Raw genomic sequence first — 17,410 nt, 5'->3', positions numbered from 1 at the left:
ACATGACCGAGACCACCATCCGCGAGAAGATCCGCGGCCACATCCTCAACAACCTGATGTTCACCAACGACCAGGCCAGGCTCGCCGACGACGCCTCGCTGCTGGATCTTGGCGTGATCGACTCCACCGGCGTGCTCGAACTGGTCCTGGTGATCGAGGAGAACTTCGCCGTGCAGGTGAAAGACTCGGCGATGGTGCCGGAGAATTTCGATTCGGTGGACAGGATCGTGTCGTTCGTCATGCGCTCGAAGGCGGCATGACCGCGGCGAGCGAGCGACGGCTGCGTACGCTCCAGGCGCACTGGCAGACCGCGCACGACAAGCCCGAGGAAACGCCGGAAAACACCTTGCAGGCGTTGTGGTCCGCAGCCGCCGGCATGCCGCTGTCGGCCGTCGCCGCCACCGCCGCCGTACTGCCCGACCTGGATGCCGATGCCGAGCAACGGCTGGACGCGCTGTTGGCGCAGCGCCTGGCGGGCGTGCCGCTGGCGCACCTGACCGGACGCCAGCACTTCCTGGGCCTGGAGTTGCTGGCGGGCCCCGAAGCGCTGATCCCACGTCGCGAGACCGAATTGCTGGGGCGCGCGGCGATCGAACTTGCGCGCGCGGCCGCCACGCACGGCCGTAACGCCATCGCGATCGATGTCTGCACCGGCTCCGGCAACCTGGCGCTGGCGCTGGCGCTCCATGTCGACGGCCTGCGCGTGTTCGGTGCCGACCTCAGCGAGGATGCCGTGGCCCTTGCGCGTCGCAATGCGGCGCTGCTGGGTCTGTCCGACCGTGTCGAGTTCCGCGCGGGCGACCTGCTCGCGCCATTCGACGACGACGCCTTCCACGGTGTCGTTGACCTGCTGCTCTGCAATCCGCCGTATATCAGCAGCGGGAAGGTCGGGGCGATGCCGGAGGAGATCTCCGCGCACGAGCCCCGGCTGGCGTTCGATGGCGGTCCGCTCGGCGTGTCGCTGCTGGCGCGGCTGATGCAGGACGGCGGCCGCTTCGTGCGCCCCGGCGGCTGGCTCGCGTTCGAAGTCGGGCTGGGCCAGGGTGCGGCGATGGCGAGGCGGCTTCGCAACGACGGCGCATGGGACGACGTGCGTGAACTGATGGATGACAGCGGAGCCGTGCGCGCGTTGCTGGCGCGACGCTCGGACCGCGTGACGGGAGAAAACGGATGAGCGTATTCGGCTGGGAAGCACTGGACATCGACTACGAACAGGAAGCCGAGCGCATCTGCGCGCGCCTGCGCGAGACCTTGGCGCAATCCTTGCGCAGGCGGGGGCTGGTGGTCGCCATCTCCGGCGGCATCGACAGCTCGGTCTGCGCCGCGCTGGCGGTACGCGCGCTGGGGAGCGAGCGCGTGCACTGCCTGATCCTGCCCGAACGCGATTCCGACCCGGACAGCGCTGCACGCGCCGGCTTGCTGGCCGAGACACTGGGCGTGGGCGTGGACACGTTCGACATCGCGCCCGCGTTGGAGGCGATTGGCGCGTATGCCGCGCGTGACGCCGCCGTTCGCACCGTGCTGCCCGAGTACGACGAAACATGGAAGATGAAGCTGGCGATCGCCGGCGGCAGCGAGGGCGCGATCAACCGCTTCCGCCTGGTCGCCCAGTCGCCGGATGGCACGATGCACGACCGCGAGCTCCGGCTGCACGAGTACCTGACCATCGTGGCCGCCACCAGTTACAAGCAGCGGCTGCGCAAGACCATCGAATACTTCCATGCCGACCGCTTGCACTACGCGGTGGTGGGCACGCCGAACCGGCTGGAATACGACCAGGGTTTCTTCGTGAAGAATGGCGATGGCTCGGCCGACGTCAAGCCGATCGCGCATCTCTACAAATCGCAGGTCTACGGCATGGCCCGCCACCTCGGCCTGCCGGAGCGGCTGTGCAACGCACAGCCGACCACCGACACCTACAGCCTGGAACAGGGCCAGGACGAGTTCTACTTCGCCCTGCCCTACCGCGCGATGGACCTGGCGTTGTGGGGCCTCGAACACGACGTGCCGGCGGCGCAGCTCGCGCACGTGCTTGAAACGACGGTCGAGCAGGCGGAAGCCGTCTATGCCGACATCGTCAGGAAACGCCGGAGCACGGCGCCGCTGCACTTGCGCCCGGTCCTGCTGGGCACGGTCTCGGTCGGCGACACCGCGGGCGAACGCGCTGCGTGAACGCGCCGCTCGCCGACGGCAGTTCCTACGCGATCACGCCCGCGGACTTCGTGCGCGATCAGGACGCCGTGGTCGACGTCTGGCGGTCCAGCCTGCACGACGACCAGGCGCGTGCGCTGAAATTGGACTGGTTCTACCGGCATGCGCCACATGCGGCGCTGCTGCAGGTGCTGGTGCACCAGCCCAGCCAGGCCATCGTCGGCACGGCGGGGGTCGGCTGGCGGCACATGCGGCTGGACGGCAGGGCACTCCGCGGCGGCCTGCTCGCGGACATGGCGGTCATGACCGGACACCGCATGCTCGGGCCGGCGTTGCTGCTGCAGCGCACAGCCTGCGAAGTGGCCCTCCAGGTGGGCGACCTGGTCTACGGTTTCCCCAACCCCAATGCGGTGCCGGTGGTGAAGCGACTGGGTTACGTCCATGTCGGCGACATGACCACCTACGTGCGCGCGGTGCGCCACACTTCCTATCTGGCGCGCCGGCTACCCACCGCACTGGCCGGCCTGCTGGGCACCGGCATCGACCGCCTGGTGCGTCTGCGCGACCGGCTTCACCGGTTGACCGGCCGACGCCTGCATGCCGCCTGGCGCACCACGCCCCACGAAACGGTGCACGCGCAGGCATGGTCCAGCCCCGGCACGCTGGAAGGCGTGCACGATCGCGATGCGCTGCAGTGGCGATTCGCACGCTGCCCGCTGGCGAGCTTCCGCTTCCTCTACGTCCGGCGCGACGGCGACACGCAACCGTGCGCCTGGTTCGTCTGCCGGCAGGACGGCGACACCCTGCGCGTGGCCGACTTCAAGACCGATCCCGCGGGCGATGCTTCGCGCAGCCTGGCCGTACTCGCGGACAGCGCCTTTCGGCTGGGCTGCCGCTCGATCTCGCTGGAAGGCTGCCTGCCCGAAGGCGAGAAAGCGCTGCTGCGCAGGCATGGCTTCTTCGTCCGCCAGGCACGCCCCGTGTATGCGCGCTGGAAGCAGCCCGACGCAGCGCCGCGTGCGGCGTTCCGGCTGACGCCGTTCGACGAGGACGAATAAACCTTCGACACCGCAACGCAAAAGGGACATGCCGATGGCATGTCCCTTCGCGATCCGTGCCCGTCGTCCGGGCCCGCAATGGCTTACCAGGCGATCTGCGTGCGCAGCGCGTACTGGCCGGTCTCGTCGGGACCGTTGGCAAAAGCCTCGTTCTTGCCCTTCGTGTAGTTGAACATGAAGCGCAGGTTCGGGTTGACGTAGTAGTTCATGCCGAGGATCCAGCTGGTGACCTGGCGGTTCAGCGTTTCGTTCTCGACATAGTCGTAGCGGCCGGTCAGCTCCCACAGGCCCTTGTCGGCGACCTTGGGCGAACCGAACACGCCGGTGGCGCTCTTGTACGGCTTGTGGCCACCGTTGAGCATGAAGCTGCCCTGCACGTAGTACGTCGTGACGTTCTGGTCGCGGCCCAGCGGCTGGCCGTAGGTGGCGTCGGCGTATTCGGCCTGGAAGAAGGCGGGGCCGAACGAACCGGCGGCTTCCACCGCCATCACGTCGACGGTATTGCGGCTGGCACCGGTCGTCGTGGCGATCACCTGCGACGGACCGCGACGGCCGGCGTAGTTGGAGGTGGCGACCAGGTCGGCCGAACCCTGGTTGTTGTTTTCGAGGCTGTACCACGCGCCGAAGTGCAGCGTGCTGTTGTCGGTGTTGATCGGCGCGAACGTCACGCGACCGGCGACACCCGTGCCCTCATTGCGCGTGCCGGCGGCACCACGCAGGTTGAACACGCTCATGCCGGCGGTGTAGTTCTCGCCGGCGCGCATGTAGCCCACGCCCTGCTGGAACTGGCGACCACTGAACAGGCCGGTCGCGGACGAGAACGGACGCTCCATGGTCAGCAGCTCGTTGGAGCTGGTCAGTTCCTCCATCGCACGGTAGGGCTTGAAGTGACCGATGGTGAACTTGCCGCCCAGCGCGGACTTGGCGATGTAGACGTCGCGGAAGCCGTCGAGACCACCGCCGGCACCGAAATCGTTCTCCATCTTGTATTCCCAACCGTAGGCCTTGCCCGACAGGGTCAGGCGCGCGCGGCGGAACTCGGTGGTGCCGGTGCTGCTGGCCAGGTCACGATCGAATGCATAGGTGTCGAAGTGGATGCGGCCACCGACGGAGGCTTCGAACTTGCCGTCGGCCGATGTCACCTTGACGCCGCCCTTGGTGTCGATCTTCGGCGAGCCGTTGCTGAGCTTGTCCAGCTGCGACGCGGTGTCCAGGTTGACGTCGGACTGCGCGTCGCTGCGCTCTTCCAGTTCCAGCAGTTTGGTCTGCATGGCTTCCAGCTGCGCCTTCAGTTCGGCGATCTGCTGGTCACGGTTGTCGGCGGCGGCGGCCGAAAAGCTGGTGCTGCCCATCGCAACGGCAAGCGCGGCAGCCAGGAGGGAATAACGCATGGGTGACTCTCCGAGTGGAATAGAAGTAAAGGCGCGGGCTTCGTGGGCGCCGTGCTTCGCTTCCGAGATCACCTTCGGAAATCATTAAGCGCCCGTCAAAGATGCGCTAAAGCATGGGAGTGAAATCTTGCAGTCACATGTGAGTTTCATGACCATGATGTGACAAAGCGTGCAGGGGCACGGTATCGGCTGCCGTCCGGGTCGCAACATATAGAAGCGTGTCGCGCGCCACCCCGACGCGGCCCGGGAACGACCTTCGCTCCCGGCATGGCCCGCCTCCATCCCGGCGTGTATCCAGGCGCGCCATCGGCAAGCGTCACGGGACTGTCGCAATGGCGACACGGGGCTGTCACACAAACGTCGTGGAATGGCCACCCAACGGGCATGCCCGTCCTTCCACCCTGCCTTCTCCCAGGAGACTTCCGTGTTGAATTCGATCAAATCCCGCGTGGCGCTGCTGGCGCTCGCCTCGGCTTTCTCGGCGCAGGCCTTCGCCGCCGACGTGACCGGCGCCGGTGCGTCGTTCGTGTACCCGGTGATGACCAAGTGGTCCGCCGACTACGCCAAGGCCACCAACAACCGCGTCAACTACCAGTCCATCGGTTCGGGCGGTGGTATCGCGCAGATCAAGGCCGGCACGGTGGACTTCGGCTCGTCCGACGCCCCGCTGAAGCCGGAAGAGCTGGCCAAGTACGGCCTGGCGCAGTTCCCGTCGGTGATCGGCGGCGTGGTGCCGGTGCTGAACGTGGCCGGCCTGAAGCCGGGCCAGCTGAAGCTGGACGGCCCGACCCTGGCCAACATCTTCCTCGGCACCATCAAGACCTGGAACGACCCGGCCATCGCCGCGCTGAACCCGGGCGTGACCCTGCCGTCGCAGCGCATCACCGTCGTCCGTCGTTCGGACGGTTCGGGCACCACCTTCAACTTCGTCAACTACCTGTCCAAGGTCAGCCCGGAATGGAAGAGCAAAGTCGGTGAAGGCACCACGGTGCAGTGGCCGACCGGCGTGGGCGGCAAGGGCAACGAAGGCGTCGCCGCGTACGTGAAGCAGATCAAGGGCGGCATCGGCTACGTCGAACTGTCCTACGCGCTGCAGAACAAGATGTCCTACGCCAGCCTGAAGAACGCCTCGGGCGCCTTCGTGCAGCCGAGCGAAGAGAGCTTCGCCGCCGCCGCCGCCAGCGCCGAGTGGGGCAAGTCGAAGGACTTCTACCTGGTGATGACCAACGCCCCGGGCGCGCAGTCCTGGCCGATCACCGCCACCAACTTCATCCTGATGTACAAGGCACCGAAGAAGGGCAACAAGGACGCACGCGATTTCTTCCGCTGGGTCTATGCCAATGGCGACGCCCAGGCCAAGTCGCTCGACTACGTCCCGCTGCCGCCGGCACTGGTGCAGCAGATCGAGACCTACTGGAAAGCCAACCTGAAGTACTGAGGCACCCCGCCGGCACGGTCTCTCCCCGTGCCGGCCCGATGCGGCGTCCCTCCCACGCCCGCATCACCGGGCGGACCTTCGGGTCCGCCCGTTTTTATTGGGCACGTTTGCCGGGCGCGGCTTGTTGTCGGGAACGGCCCGCCAGTCGTCGCATGACAGTGCGAGATGGCGATGTCATCACGCTGTAACAAAAACATCATTTCATAGCATGGATCACAAACGACCCGTCTGGAGAGCCCATGCACGTCCGTACCGCCCGCCTGGCCACGCTGGCCCTGGCCACCGCCCTCTTCGCCACCGCGTGCGGCGGCAAGACCGATGCGCCCGCCGCGGCGGCCGGCACCGACGCGACCCCGACCGCCGCCGCTGGCGCGCAGAAGATCTCCGCCGAGCTGACCGGCGCGGGCGCGTCGTTCATCTATCCGCTGATGGCCCGCTGGTCCACGGACTACAACAAGGCCACCGGCGCCAAGATCAACTACCAGTCCATCGGGTCCGGCGGCGGTATCGCGCAGATCAAGGCCGCGACCGTCGATTTCGGCTCGTCCGACAAGCCGCTGTCGTCCGAGGAACTGGCGCAGGCCGGCCTGGCGCAGTTCCCGTCGGTCATCGGCGGTGTGGTCCCGGTCATCAACGTTGAAGGCCTGCAGCCGGGCCAACTGAAGCTCAACGGCACCGTGCTGGCCGACATCTTCCTGCACAAGATCACCACCTGGAACGATCCGGCGATCGCCGCGCTGAACCCAGGCGTCGCCCTGCCTACCGGCAAGATCAACACCGTGCACCGCTCCGACGGATCGGGCACCACCTTCAACTTCGTCAACTACCTGTCCAAGGTCAGCCCGGCGTGGAAGAGCTCGGTCGGCGAAGGCACCTCGGTCAACTGGCCGGGCGGCGTCGGCGGCAAGGGCAACGAAGGCGTCGCCGCCTACGTGCGCCAGCTGAAGGGTTCGATCGGCTACGTCGAACTGGCCTACGCCGAACAGAACGCCATGTCGTACGCCTCGCTGCAGAACGCGGCCGGCCAGTTCGTGAAGCCCACCCCCGAAAGCTTCGCCGCCGCCGCGGCCAGCGCCGACTGGGCGAACGCGAAGGACTTCAACCTGGTCATCACCAACGCGCCCGGCGAGCAGGCGTGGCCGATCACCGCGACCAACTTCATCCTGGTCTACAAGCAGCCGAAGGACGCCACCAAGGCCAAGCACACGCTGGAGTTCTTCAAGTGGGCCTACGCGCAGGGCCAGGCACAGGCGAACGAGCTGGACTACGTGCCGCTGCCGCCGGCACTGGTCGGTCAGATCGAGCAGTACTGGGGCACCGAGATCACGCTCTGATCCTTGCTGCATCCGGCGGGCCGTCCACTCGGGCGGCCCGCTGTCATCACGCGGTAACCGCACCACCGTGCACTAGATCTTCACGCGACAACCGCCCCTTCCCCACTTCCCGGGTTGCATGAACGCCACCGCCCTCCCCGCTTCCCTGACGGACGTGCGCACTGCGAAAGACGCACGTGCCGACACGTTGTTCCGGCTGACCCTGACCGGCGCCGGCCTGTTCGTCCTGTTCTCCCTGATCGCGGCCGCCGTCTCGATGCTGTGGGGCGGCCGCGAGGCCCTGCAGACCTTCGGCCTCGGCTTCTTCACCAGCAGCAACTGGAACGTCGGCACGCGCGAATTCGGTGCGCTGGTGCCGATCTTCGGCACGCTGGTCAGCGCCGGCATCGCCATGCTGATCGCGGTGCCGGTGAGCTTCGGCATCGCGGTGTTCCTGACCGAAGTGGCGCCGGCCTGGATGCGCGGCCCGGTCGGCATGGCCATCGAACTGCTGGCCGGCATCCCCTCGATCATCTACGGCATGTGGGGCCTGTTCGTGCTGGCGCCGCAGCTGAGCGAACACGTCTATCCGTGGATCAACGACAACCTGGGCCAGCTGCCGCTGGTCGGCGTGCTGCTGTCGGGCCCACCGCTGGGCATCGGCATGATGACCGCCGGCCTGGTGCTGGCGATCATGGTGATCCCCTTCATCTCGTCGGTGATGCGCGAGGTCTTCCTGACCGTTCCCGGCCGCCTGAAGGAATCCGCCTACGCGCTGGGCTCGACCAAGTGGGAAGTGGTCTGGGACATCGTGCTGCCGTACACCCGCTCGGCGGTGATCGGCGGCGTGTTCCTCGGCCTCGGCCGCGCACTGGGCGAGACGATGGCGGTGACCTTCGTCATCGGCAACGCCTACGCGATCAGCCTGGCGCTGCTGGAACCCGGCACCTCGATCGCCGCGACGATCGCCAATGAATTCGCCGAAGCCACGGACCCGTTGCACAAGGGCTCGCTGCTGCTGCTCGGTTTCACCCTGTTCGTGCTGACCTTCATCGTGCTGGCGATCGCCCGCCTGATGCTGCGCCAGCTCGCCAAGCGGGAGGGCAACTGATGTCCGCTTCGCTCTACACCTGGCGCAAGGTCAAGAATGTCGCTGCGCTGACGCTGTCCATCGCCGCTGCCGCGTTCGGCCTGATGTGGCTGGTCTGGATCCTCTGGACCACGATCACCAAGGGCATGGGCAGCCTGAACCTGGACCTGTTCACCCAGATGACGCCGCCGCCGAACGAACCCGGCGGCCTGGCGAACGCACTGTTCGGCAGCGTGGTGATCAGCCTGCTGGCGATCCTGCTGGGCACGCCGATCGGCATCGCCGCCGGCACCTACCTGGCCGAGTACGCCAACAAGCACTGGCTGGGCGAAACCGTCCGCTTCGTCAACGACATCCTGCTGTCGGCGCCGTCGATCGTGCTGGGCCTCTTCATCTACACCGTGATGGTGGCGCAGATGGGGCACTACTCGGCCTGGGCCGGTGCGGTGGCGCTGGCGTTCATCGCGTTGCCAGTGATCGTGCGCACCACCGACGAGATGCTGCGGCTGGTGCCGCAGCAGATGCGCGAAGCGGCGCTGTCGCTGGGCGTGCCGCAGTGGAAGGTGACCACGCAGGTGCTGATGCGGTCGGCGTTGCCTGGCATCGTCACCGGCATCCTGCTGGCGCTGGCGCGCATCAGCGGCGAAACCGCGCCGCTGCTGTTCACCGCCTTCAACAACCAGTTCTGGAGCACGGACCTCAACCAGTCCATGGCCAACCTGCCCATGGTGATCTTCCAGTACGCGATGAGCCCCTACGACTCGTGGAACTCGCTGGCCTGGGCCGGCGCCTTCCTCGTCACCGGCATGGTGCTGGTCCTGAGCCTGATTGCGCGAACCATCCTTCTTCGAAACAAGGTGACCCATGAATGACGCCGCCCGCATTGCCGTGGTGACGCCGCAGCGCCACGACGACCTCGCCGCGCCGGCCAGCGTGAAGCTGGCGGCCAAGGGCCTGGACTTCTACTACGGCGACTTCCACGCGCTGAAGAACATCAACCTGGAGATCCCGGAAAAGCGCGTCACCGCGCTGATCGGCCCCTCCGGCTGCGGCAAGTCCACCCTGCTGCGCATCTTCAACCGCATCTATTCGCTGTACCCGAAGCTGCGCGCCACCGGCGACGTGCTGCTGGACGGCGAGAACATCCTCGACGCCAAGTATCCGATGAACCGGCTGCGCAGCAAGGTGGGCATGGTGTTCCAGAAGCCGGTGCCGTTCCCGATGACGATCTTCGAGAACGTCGCCTACGGTATCCGCCACCATGAGCGCCTGAACAAGGCCGACATGGAGGTGCGCGTCGAACAGGCGCTGCGCCAGGCGGCCCTGTGGGACGAAGCCAAGGACAAGCTCAAGCAGAGCGCGCTGGGCCTGTCCGGCGGCCAGCAGCAGCGCCTGTGCATCGCGCGTGCGGTCGCGCTGCGTCCGGACGTGATCCTGCTGGACGAACCGACCTCGGCGCTGGATCCGATCTCGACCAGCAAGATCGAACAGCTGATCGAGGAATTGAAGCACCAGTACACGATCGCGATCGTCACCCACAACATGCAGCAGGCGGCGCGCGTGTCGGACTACACCGCCTTCATGTACCTGGGCGAGCTGGTGGAGCACGACGTCACCTCGACGATCTTCTCCAACCCCGGCAAGCAGCAGACCGAAGACTACATCACCGGACGTTTTGGCTGAGGCCCCCATGACTACCCAACCCAACGACCATATCGTGAAGAGCTACGACGAAGAACAGCGTCGCGTTGTCGCCGAGATCGTGCGCATGGGCGAAACCGCCGTCGCCCAGCTGGAGGCCGCACTGGACGTGGTCGAACGCCGCGACGACAAGGCCGCCCAGCGCATCATCGCCAACGACGAAGCCATCGACGCCATCGAACACCAGGTGAGCCATGACGTGATGCACCTGGCCCTGCGCGGCCCGATGGCCCGCGACCTCCGCGAGATCCTGGCCGGCCTGCGCATCCCCGCCGACATCGAGCGCATCGGCGACTACGCCGCCAACGTGGCCAAGCGCTCGATTGCCCTGAACGTGTCGCCGCCGATGCCGCACATCACCGGCCTGCGTGCGCTCGGCAAGCTGGCCGTGCGCCAGGTGCGCGATGCGATGACCGCGTACCAGAACGGCGACGCGGAGTACGCGGTGCACGTGCGTGCGCGCGACGCTGAACTGGACGCGCACTACACCGCGCTGTTCCGCGAGCTGCTCACCTACATGATGGAAGACCCGCGCAACATCACGCCGTGCACGCACCTGCTGTTCATGGCCAAGAACCTGGAACGCATCGGCGACCACGCCACCAACATCGCCGAGAACGTGTGGTTCCTCGTGCACGGCGACCAACCGCTGCCGCCGCGCGACAAGCGCGACGAGACCAGCACCACCGGCGTCGTCTGAACGGGCGAGCTTCCGCACCGCAGCATCACAGGCGCCCCGCCCCGTGCGGGGCGCCTGCGTTACGGGCCCTTTGCATACGGCCCGCTAACGTCCTGCGTCTACACTGAGGCTACTTCCCGTGCGGCGCTTGCCGCACCCACTTTGGAGAGCACGACGATGTCCAAGACGAACAAGCCCGCCGCAATCGCCATCGCCCTGGTCGGCGGCCTCGCCCTGACCGGTTCCGCCTTCGCCATGGAACCGCTGGCGCAGGGCTACCTGCTCGCCGCCGGCGAAGCCGCCAAGGCCGGCGAAGGCAAGTGCGGTGAGGGCAAGTGCGGCCTCGCCAAGGCCGACGCCGACAAGGACGGCAAGGTCTCCCGGACCGAATTCACCGCCGCCCATCCCGACAAGGCCGGCAAGTTCACCGAGATCGACACCAACAAGGACGGCTTCATCGACGCTGCCGAGCACAAGGCCCACGAGGGTGCCAAGGGCGCGAAAGGTGCCGAGGGCAAGTGCGGCGAAGGCAAGTGCGGCGGCGACAAGAAGACCGGCGACAAGTAAGCCAACCACCACGGGCCCTGGCGCCAGCCGGGGCCCGTATTCTTTCTGCATGAGCATCACCATCGACCTGCCCGCGGCATCCGCCGGCCTCGGCCTGCGCCGCGTCCTGCTGGACGAACTGCTGGACGCACCAGCCGGTGCGTTCGACTTCCTCGAATGCGCGCCGGACAACTGGATCGGCATCGGCGGCCGTTACCGCGACGCGCTGCAGACGCTGTCTTCGCGCCACCCGGTCACCTGCCATGGCCTGTCGCTGTCGCTGGGCGGCATGGCGCCGCTGGACGACACGTTCCTTGCGCGGACGCGCCGTTTCCTCGACCAGCATGCCGTCACGCTCTACAGCGAACATCTGAGCTACTGCGCCGACGACGGCCATCTGTACGACCTGATGCCGATCCCGTTCACCGAGGAGGCCGTGCGCCACGTCGCCGCACGCATCCGCCAGGCGCAGGATGCGCTGGGCCGGCGGATCGCGGTGGAGAACGTCTCCTATTACGCCGCGCCGTACCAGGCGATGGACGAAGTGGACTTCGTCACGGCGGTGCTCGACGAAGCCGACTGCGACCTGCTGCTCGACGTCAACAACGTCTTCGTCAACGCCATCAACCACGATTACGACGCGCGCGCGTTCCTTGCGCGCATGCCCTCCGCGCGGATCGTGTCGTACCACATCGCCGGCCACTACGATGAAGCGGATGACCTCAAGGTCGACACGCACGGCGCACCGGTGAAGGACGACGTGTGGACGCTGCTGGCGATGGCCTACGCCACCCATGGCGTGCGTCCCACCCTGCTGGAGCGCGACTTCAATTTCCCGCCGCTGGCGGAGCTGTGCGCGGAACTGCAGCAGATCCGCGAGTTGCAGGCGGTGCATGCGACCGGTGCTGCGGCGCAGGCGACGCATGGCTGACGTGCTGCACGACCAGCAGTTCGCGCTGTCGCGCCACCTGCGTGATCCGTCATCGCATCCGCCACCGCCCAGCATCGAAGCGCGCCGGCTCGCGATCTACCGCGACCTGTTCTTCAACAACATCGAAGCCTTGCTCGCCGGCAATTTCCCGGTGATCCGCAAGACCCTGGGCGACGACGCGTGGCGTGCGCTGGTGCGCCGGTTCTATGCCGACCATCGCAGCCAGACGCCGCTGTTCCCGGAGATCGCGCGCGAGTTCATCCGCTACCTGGAATCGCGCGAGGACGACGCACTGCCGCCCTGGCTGCGCGAACTCGCGCACTACGAGTGGGTCGAGCTGGCCCTGCAGATCGCCGACGACACCATGCCCCCGCATGCGCCGGATGGCGACCTGCTCGCGGGTGAGCCCGTGGTGTCGCCGTTCGCCTGGGCGCTGGCCTACCAGTGGCCGGTGCACCGCATCGGCCCGGATTTCCAGCCCGACGTTCCCTCGGGGGAACCTACCCTGCTGCTGGTCCGGCGCGATGCCGGCCACCAGGTGAGGTTCGCCGCCATTTCTCCGCTGGTGTACCGGCTGGTGGAACTGCTCGGCGAGGGCGGCCGCAGCGGTGGCGATACGTTGCGGCAGCTCGCGATGGAAGCAGGTGTGGAGGATGTATCCGCCTTCGTCGACCAAGGCGCGGCGATGCTGTCGCGCATGCGCGAGGAAGGCACGCTGCTGGGGACGGGACCGTAGCGCCGGTGGGAGCAACGTAAGTAGCGATCGCGTCACGGCGTCGGTCCATCGCGACTCACGTCGCTCCCACACGTGCCATTCCGCCGCCAGTCGAAGTCCGGCCATGGCGACCTGCTACGCTTTCCCCCATGGAAAACACCGCCGAACCGACCCGTATCACTCCCATGGCCCAGCGCTTCCGCGGCTACCTGCCCGTGGTGGTGGACGTGGAAACCGGTGGCTTCGACTGGAACCGTCACGCGCTGCTGGAACTGGCGGCGGTGCCGCTGGACCTGGACGAGAACGGCGCGCTGGTCTGCGGCGAGACCGCCAGCGTGCACCTGCACCCCGCACCCGGCACCGAGATCGACCCGAAGTCGCTGGAAGTCACCGGCATCGACCTGGACCACCCCTTCCGTTTCGCCAAGCACGAGAAGGACGCGCTGGACCACGTGTTCGCGCCGGTGCGCGCGGCGGTGAAGAAGCACGGCTGCCAGCGCGCGATCCTGGTGGGGCACAACGCGCACTTCGACCTCAACTTCCTCAACGCCGCGGTCGCGCGCGTGGCGCACAAGCGCAATCCGTTCCACCCCTTCAGCGTGTTCGACACGGTATCGCTGGCCGGCGTGGCCTACGGCCAGACCGTGCTCGCGCGCGCGGTACAGGCCGCGGGCTTCGACTGGAATGCCGAGGACGCCCATTCGGCCGTGTACGACGCCGAGCAGACCGCGAGGCTGTTCTGCAAGATCGTCAACGCGTGGCCCAGGCACGCAGCGTCCACGCCGGTTGCGGAGCCCGAGCAGGACACCGTCACCATGTATCGGCCCACCGGCCCGGAAGAACTCGCTCTACTGTCACGGCACGATTTCCGTCGTTGGCCGCCCCGCCTGCCCGAACAGCCCATCTTCTATCCCGTCACCAACGAGCAGTACGCCGCTGAAATCGCTGAGCGGTGGAACATCAAGGACAGCGGGATCGGTTACGTGACGCGCTTCAGGGTGCGCAAGGACTTCATGGCGCGCTATCCCATACAGAAAGTCGGTGGTGCCCACCATACCGAATGGTGGGTGCCTGCCGAGGAGCTGGAACTGTTCAACGACAATATCGTGGGCACCATCGAAGTCATCCGCGAATTCAAGTGATGGTCATCCGCGCGCTGCGCGCCGACATCACCACCCTGCAGGTCGACGCCATCGTCAACGCAGCGAACAGCTCGCTGCTCGGCGGCGGCGGTGTGGATGGCGCCATCCATCGCGCGGCAGGTCCGGACCTGGTGCACGAGTGCCGGCTGCTCGGCGGTTGCAGGACCGGCGAAGCGAAGATCACGAAGGGATATCGCCTGCCGGCGCGCCATGTGATCCATACCGTTGGCCCGGTCTGGCGCGGCGGCGAGCAGGGAGAACCCGACCTGCTGGCTGCGTGTTACCGCAACAGCCTGGCGCTCGCGGCGAAGCACGACCTGCGCAGCATTGCCTTTCCCTGCATCAGCACCGGCATCTTCGGCTACCCCGCGGATGCCGCCGCGCGTGTTGCGGTCGACACGGTGCGCGCCGCACTGGCTGCGTCGACCGCACCGCCGGACGTGACCTTCTGCTGCTTCTCCGCCGACGACCTGGCGCACTACCAGGCGCTGCTGGACTGACTACGCGCTGCCGCTGCCGGCGGTCTCCACCGGCGCTCGTGATGTCATCGCTGCGCCGGCGGATGCCACGATGATCGACGCGATCGCCAGCCACTGCAGCATCGACAGGCGCTCGTGCAGGAACAGCAGGCCGCACAGCGCGGCGATGGCCGGTTCCAGGCTCATCAGCATGCCGAAGGTGCGCGTCGGCATCTTCGTCAGCGCCACCATCTCCAGGCTGTAGGGAATCGCCGTGGACAGCAGCGCCACCGCCAGCGCGATGGGCAGCAGCGCGGGCGCCAGCAACGCGCCACCGGCATGCGCCACACCGAACGGCACCGCGACCGCCGCGGCGATGCAACTGCCGATGGCGACGGTCTGCGGACCATGCGCGTTGCCCGCCTTCTGGCCGAACACGATGTACATCGCCCAGCAGGCACCGGCGCCCAGCGCGTACGCCACGCCGACGGGATCCAGTGCCTGCGCACCCTGCTCCGGCACCAGCAGCACCAGTCCGATCACGGCCAGCACCACCCAGCCCACGTCGCGCAAATGACGCGACCCCAGCAACGCGACCGCGAGCGGGCCGGTGAACTCGAGCGCGACCGCAATGCCCAGCGGCACGGTCTCCAGCGACTTGTAGAACAGCAGGTTCATCAGGCCCAGCGAGGTGCCGTAGAACAGCAGCAGCGGCCACTGGTCGCGGGTGACGCGCATGCGCCACGGCCGGAACACCGCCACCAGGATCAGCGTGGCCAGCGCCAGTCGCAGCGCGGTCGCGCCGGTCGCACCGACGGCCGGGAACAGGCTCTTCGCCATCGACGCGCCCGCCTGGATGGACAGCATGGCGACGAGCAGCAGTGCGATCGGCTGCCAGTGGACGGGGGCATGGGAATTCGAGGACGACATGACGGCACTACCTGCGGACGCCGGTGCGCCGCGCTTGAGGGGAAACGATCTGCGCACTATATTGCGCAGACTGAAGCTTACCGGATGCGCAATATAATGCGCAACCCTCGCCTATGAGTGTGCTGGAACACGTCGCCGACAACATTCGCCGCCTGCGGACGGACGCAGGCCTCAGCCAGCAGGCGCTGTCCGTCGCCGCGGACGTGTCCCGCCGCATGCTGGTGGGCATCGAATCCGGCGACGCCAATGTCAGCCTCAACACCCTTGATCGCATCGCCGAGGCGCTGAAGGTGACGTTCGCGGACCTGGTGAAGCCGCCGAGCGCGCCCGGCCTGGACCGCATCGAAGCGCTGGCCTGGAGCGGCCGCACGGCGGGATCGCAGGGCGTGCTGCTCGCAACGGCGCCAGCCTCGCACGACGTGGAACTGTGGGCGTGGACGCTGATGCCCGGCGACCGCTATACGTCGGCAGCCGATCCGGCAGGCTGGCACGAGATGTTCTTCGTCATCGAAGGCAGCCTGCTGATCGAACTCCCGGACCGCGAACACGTCGTCGCAGCCGGCGACTTCTTCGTGTTCCCCAGCGACTGCGACTACGCCTACCGCAACGACGGCAACGCCCCGCTGCGCTTCATCCGCAACGTCGTGCACTGATCCCCGGGGGATCACTTCGTCGGCGGTGCGATGCCGTGCTGTTTCAGGATCCGGCGCACGCGATCCAGCGGGATGGCTTCGACGGTCTCGCCGTTGCCACTGACCGTGGTGGCCATGAAGATCGAGTTGTAGATCGCCTCCTCGACCGCTTCCACGCTGGCCTGGAACACGGCGCTCATCTGTTCGTTCGCCAGTTCCGAGGTCTCCAGCCGCGGCGCATCGAAGGCACGCCGCACCGAATCCGCGGTCGAGAACGCAAGGATGTAATCGCCGCTGCCGTTCGAGGCCGAACTGCCGGTGCGGCCCAGGCCCATCATCGCGCGCGACGCGACGCGACGCAGGTTGCGGTCACCCAACGGCGCATCCGTGGCGATGACGATGATGATCGAGCCATCGCCGCGATCGTCGGCAAGGCCGCGGCGGCCATCGGCCTGCATGGCGACCGCCTTCTGGAACGCATAACGATCCAGTTCGCGTCCGACCGGCGCACCCGACACCTGCAGCACGCCACCGAAATTGCTCTGCACCAGCACGCCGACGGTCCAGCCGCCCAGCGATTCGGGCAGCTTGCGCGAGGACGTGCCGATGCCGCCCTTCCAGCCGAACGCCACCGTGCCGGTGCCGGCACCGACGCTGCCTTCCTGCACGATGCCGTCGGCGGCGGATTCCAGCGCGCGGCGCACGGCATCGGCGGTGACCGGGCGCGCACGGATATCGTTGAGTCCGCCGTCATTGGTCTCGCCGACCACCACGTTGAGCGAGCGCACTTGCTGCATGTCCGGCTTGGCCAGCATCCACTCCGCCATCGCATCGGCGGCTTTCCACACGCACAGCGTGCAGGTCAGCAGGATCGGCGTTTCCAGTTCGCCGAGTTCGTTGACCTGCGTGCTGCCGACGAACTTGCCGAAGCCGTTGCCGACGTGCACCGCCGCCGGCACGCGCGAGCGGTAGACGTTGCCGGCATGCGGCAGGATCGCGGTAACGCCGGTGCGGACGGTATCGCCTTCCTTCAGCGTCACCTGGCCGACACGCACGCCGGCCACATCGGTGATGGCGTTGTGCGTGCCGGGCGCGAAGATGCCCGGCGCGACGCCGAGATCGCGCGCACGGGTACGCGCTTCATCCTTCGCGGTGGCGGACAACGAACATGCCACCAGCGACAGCGCGACCAGATGGCGGAAGATCATGCGGCGTTCCCTGCTCATGCGATGGTC

At 67.2% G+C, this 17,410-nt stretch carries 19 protein-coding genes and 1 pseudogene; 17 read left to right on the top strand and 3 right to left on the bottom strand.

The genetic code is table 11. The features are described from left to right. Positions 1–2: 2 nt before the first annotated feature. From AX730_RS08865 to AX730_RS08850, 4 genes are read left to right on the top strand one after another with little or no spacing between them, the layout of a single operon-like run. Positions 3–260 (top strand): acyl carrier protein, encoded by a 258-nt coding sequence (locus AX730_RS08865; protein WP_157074171.1) that lies wholly within the window; start codon positions 3–5, stop codon positions 258–260. Beyond that, positions 257–1,174, top strand: a complete 918-nt coding sequence (locus AX730_RS08860) for a N5-glutamine methyltransferase family protein (RefSeq protein ID WP_062354985.1) — start codon at positions 257–259, stop codon at positions 1,172–1,174. The genes AX730_RS08865 and AX730_RS08860 overlap by 4 nt, the downstream gene beginning before the upstream one ends. Continuing rightward, a complete protein-coding gene (nadE, locus tag AX730_RS08855) occupies positions 1,171–2,172 on the top strand; it encodes an NAD(+) synthase (RefSeq protein WP_062354982.1) in 1,002 nt (333 codons plus the stop codon). Before AX730_RS08860 ends, nadE begins: the two co-directional genes overlap by 4 nt. Further along, the gene (locus AX730_RS08850; protein WP_062354979.1) at positions 2,169–3,209 is read left to right on the top strand and encodes a hypothetical protein; all 1,041 of its coding nucleotides are present in this window, start codon (positions 2,169–2,171) and stop codon (positions 3,207–3,209) included. Before nadE ends, AX730_RS08850 begins: the two co-directional genes overlap by 4 nt. A gap of 83 nt (positions 3,210–3,292) precedes the next feature. Here AX730_RS08850 and AX730_RS08845 read toward each other — a convergent pair whose 3' ends face one another. Continuing rightward, a complete protein-coding gene (locus AX730_RS08845) occupies positions 3,293–4,600 on the bottom strand; it encodes an OprO/OprP family phosphate-selective porin (protein WP_062354977.1) in 1,308 nt (435 codons plus the stop codon). A gap of 427 nt (positions 4,601–5,027) precedes the next feature. Here AX730_RS08845 and pstS (AX730_RS08840) point away from each other — a divergent pair, with 427 nt between their 5' ends. The 12 genes and pseudogenes from pstS (AX730_RS08840) (at position 5,028) to AX730_RS08790 (ending at position 14,655) form a co-directional block, all read left to right on the top strand. Further along, positions 5,028–6,038: a phosphate ABC transporter substrate-binding protein PstS gene (pstS, locus tag AX730_RS08840; RefSeq protein WP_407071483.1), complete on the top strand. Its 1,011-nt coding sequence runs from the start codon at positions 5,028–5,030 to the stop codon at positions 6,036–6,038. 239 nt (positions 6,039–6,277) lie between these two features. Beyond that, positions 6,278–7,372, top strand: coding sequence for a phosphate ABC transporter substrate-binding protein PstS (pstS, locus tag AX730_RS08835; protein ID WP_062354970.1), 1,095 nt, complete (start codon positions 6,278–6,280; stop codon positions 7,370–7,372). A gap of 118 nt (positions 7,373–7,490) precedes the next feature. After that, positions 7,491–8,462, top strand: a complete 972-nt coding sequence (gene pstC / locus AX730_RS08830; RefSeq protein WP_062354967.1) for a phosphate ABC transporter permease subunit PstC — start codon at positions 7,491–7,493, stop codon at positions 8,460–8,462. Further along, positions 8,462–9,313 (top strand): phosphate ABC transporter permease PstA, encoded by an 852-nt coding sequence (gene pstA, locus AX730_RS08825; protein ID WP_062354964.1) that lies wholly within the window; start codon positions 8,462–8,464, stop codon positions 9,311–9,313. Before pstC ends, pstA begins: the two co-directional genes overlap by 1 nt. After that, on the top strand, positions 9,306–10,124 hold the full coding sequence (gene pstB, locus AX730_RS08820; RefSeq protein ID WP_062354960.1) for a phosphate ABC transporter ATP-binding protein PstB: 819 nt from the start codon (positions 9,306–9,308) through the stop codon (positions 10,122–10,124). Before pstA ends, pstB begins: the two co-directional genes overlap by 8 nt. A gap of 7 nt (positions 10,125–10,131) precedes the next feature. Next, positions 10,132–10,842 carry a phosphate signaling complex protein PhoU gene (gene phoU / locus AX730_RS08815; protein WP_062354957.1) on the top strand — a complete coding sequence of 237 codons (711 nt, stop codon included), beginning with the start codon at positions 10,132–10,134 and terminating at the stop codon, positions 10,840–10,842. Between the two features lie 156 nt (positions 10,843–10,998). After that, a complete protein-coding gene (locus tag AX730_RS08810) occupies positions 10,999–11,388 on the top strand; it encodes an HvfA family oxazolone/thioamide-modified RiPP metallophore (RefSeq protein ID WP_062354954.1) in 390 nt (129 codons plus the stop codon). A gap of 49 nt (positions 11,389–11,437) precedes the next feature. After that, positions 11,438–12,298, top strand: a complete 861-nt coding sequence (locus AX730_RS08805; protein WP_062354951.1) for an HvfB family MNIO-type RiPP peptide maturase — start codon at positions 11,438–11,440, stop codon at positions 12,296–12,298. Further along, positions 12,291–13,034 carry an HvfC family RiPP maturation protein gene (locus AX730_RS08800; RefSeq protein ID WP_062354948.1) on the top strand — a complete coding sequence of 248 codons (744 nt, stop codon included), beginning with the start codon at positions 12,291–12,293 and terminating at the stop codon, positions 13,032–13,034. The genes AX730_RS08805 and AX730_RS08800 overlap by 8 nt, the downstream gene beginning before the upstream one ends. 128 nt (positions 13,035–13,162) lie before the next feature. Beyond that, positions 13,163–13,777, top strand: a pseudogene (rnt, locus tag AX730_RS08795) (ribonuclease T); the annotation flags it as partial. A gap of 51 nt (positions 13,778–13,828) precedes the next feature. After that, positions 13,829–14,155 carry an ADP-ribosylation/crystallin J1 gene (locus tag AX730_RS19125; protein WP_198147105.1) on the top strand — a complete coding sequence of 109 codons (327 nt, stop codon included), beginning with the start codon at positions 13,829–13,831 and terminating at the stop codon, positions 14,153–14,155. Continuing rightward, on the top strand, positions 14,155–14,655 hold the full coding sequence (locus AX730_RS08790) for an O-acetyl-ADP-ribose deacetylase (protein ID WP_062354946.1): 501 nt from the start codon (positions 14,155–14,157) through the stop codon (positions 14,653–14,655). Before AX730_RS19125 ends, AX730_RS08790 begins: the two co-directional genes overlap by 1 nt. Here the strand turns inward: AX730_RS08790 and rhtA are convergent, their stop codons facing one another. Next, on the bottom strand, positions 14,656–15,543 hold the full coding sequence (rhtA, locus tag AX730_RS08785; protein ID WP_062354943.1) for a threonine/homoserine exporter RhtA: 888 nt from the start codon (positions 15,541–15,543) through the stop codon (positions 14,656–14,658). Positions 15,544–15,656: 113 nt separating this feature from the next. Between rhtA and AX730_RS08780 the strand changes: the two genes are divergently transcribed. Then, positions 15,657–16,196 carry a helix-turn-helix domain-containing protein gene (locus tag AX730_RS08780; protein ID WP_062354940.1) on the top strand — a complete coding sequence of 180 codons (540 nt, stop codon included), beginning with the start codon at positions 15,657–15,659 and terminating at the stop codon, positions 16,194–16,196. Positions 16,197–16,207: 11 nt separating this feature from the next. Here AX730_RS08780 and AX730_RS08775 read toward each other — a convergent pair whose 3' ends face one another. Further along, the gene (locus AX730_RS08775) at positions 16,208–17,401 is read right to left on the bottom strand and encodes a DmpA family aminopeptidase (RefSeq protein WP_198147097.1); all 1,194 of its coding nucleotides are present in this window, start codon (positions 17,399–17,401) and stop codon (positions 16,208–16,210) included. Between the last annotated feature and the right edge of the window lie 9 nt (positions 17,402–17,410).

It is taken from the genome of Pseudoxanthomonas mexicana (assembly GCF_001556105.1).
In the GTDB taxonomy this organism is placed as follows: Bacteria; Pseudomonadota; Gammaproteobacteria; order Xanthomonadales; family Xanthomonadaceae; genus Pseudoxanthomonas_A; species Pseudoxanthomonas_A mexicana_A.
The sequence above is the reverse complement of the archived record's forward strand: the minus strand, read 5'-3'. Positions and strand labels throughout refer to the sequence as shown.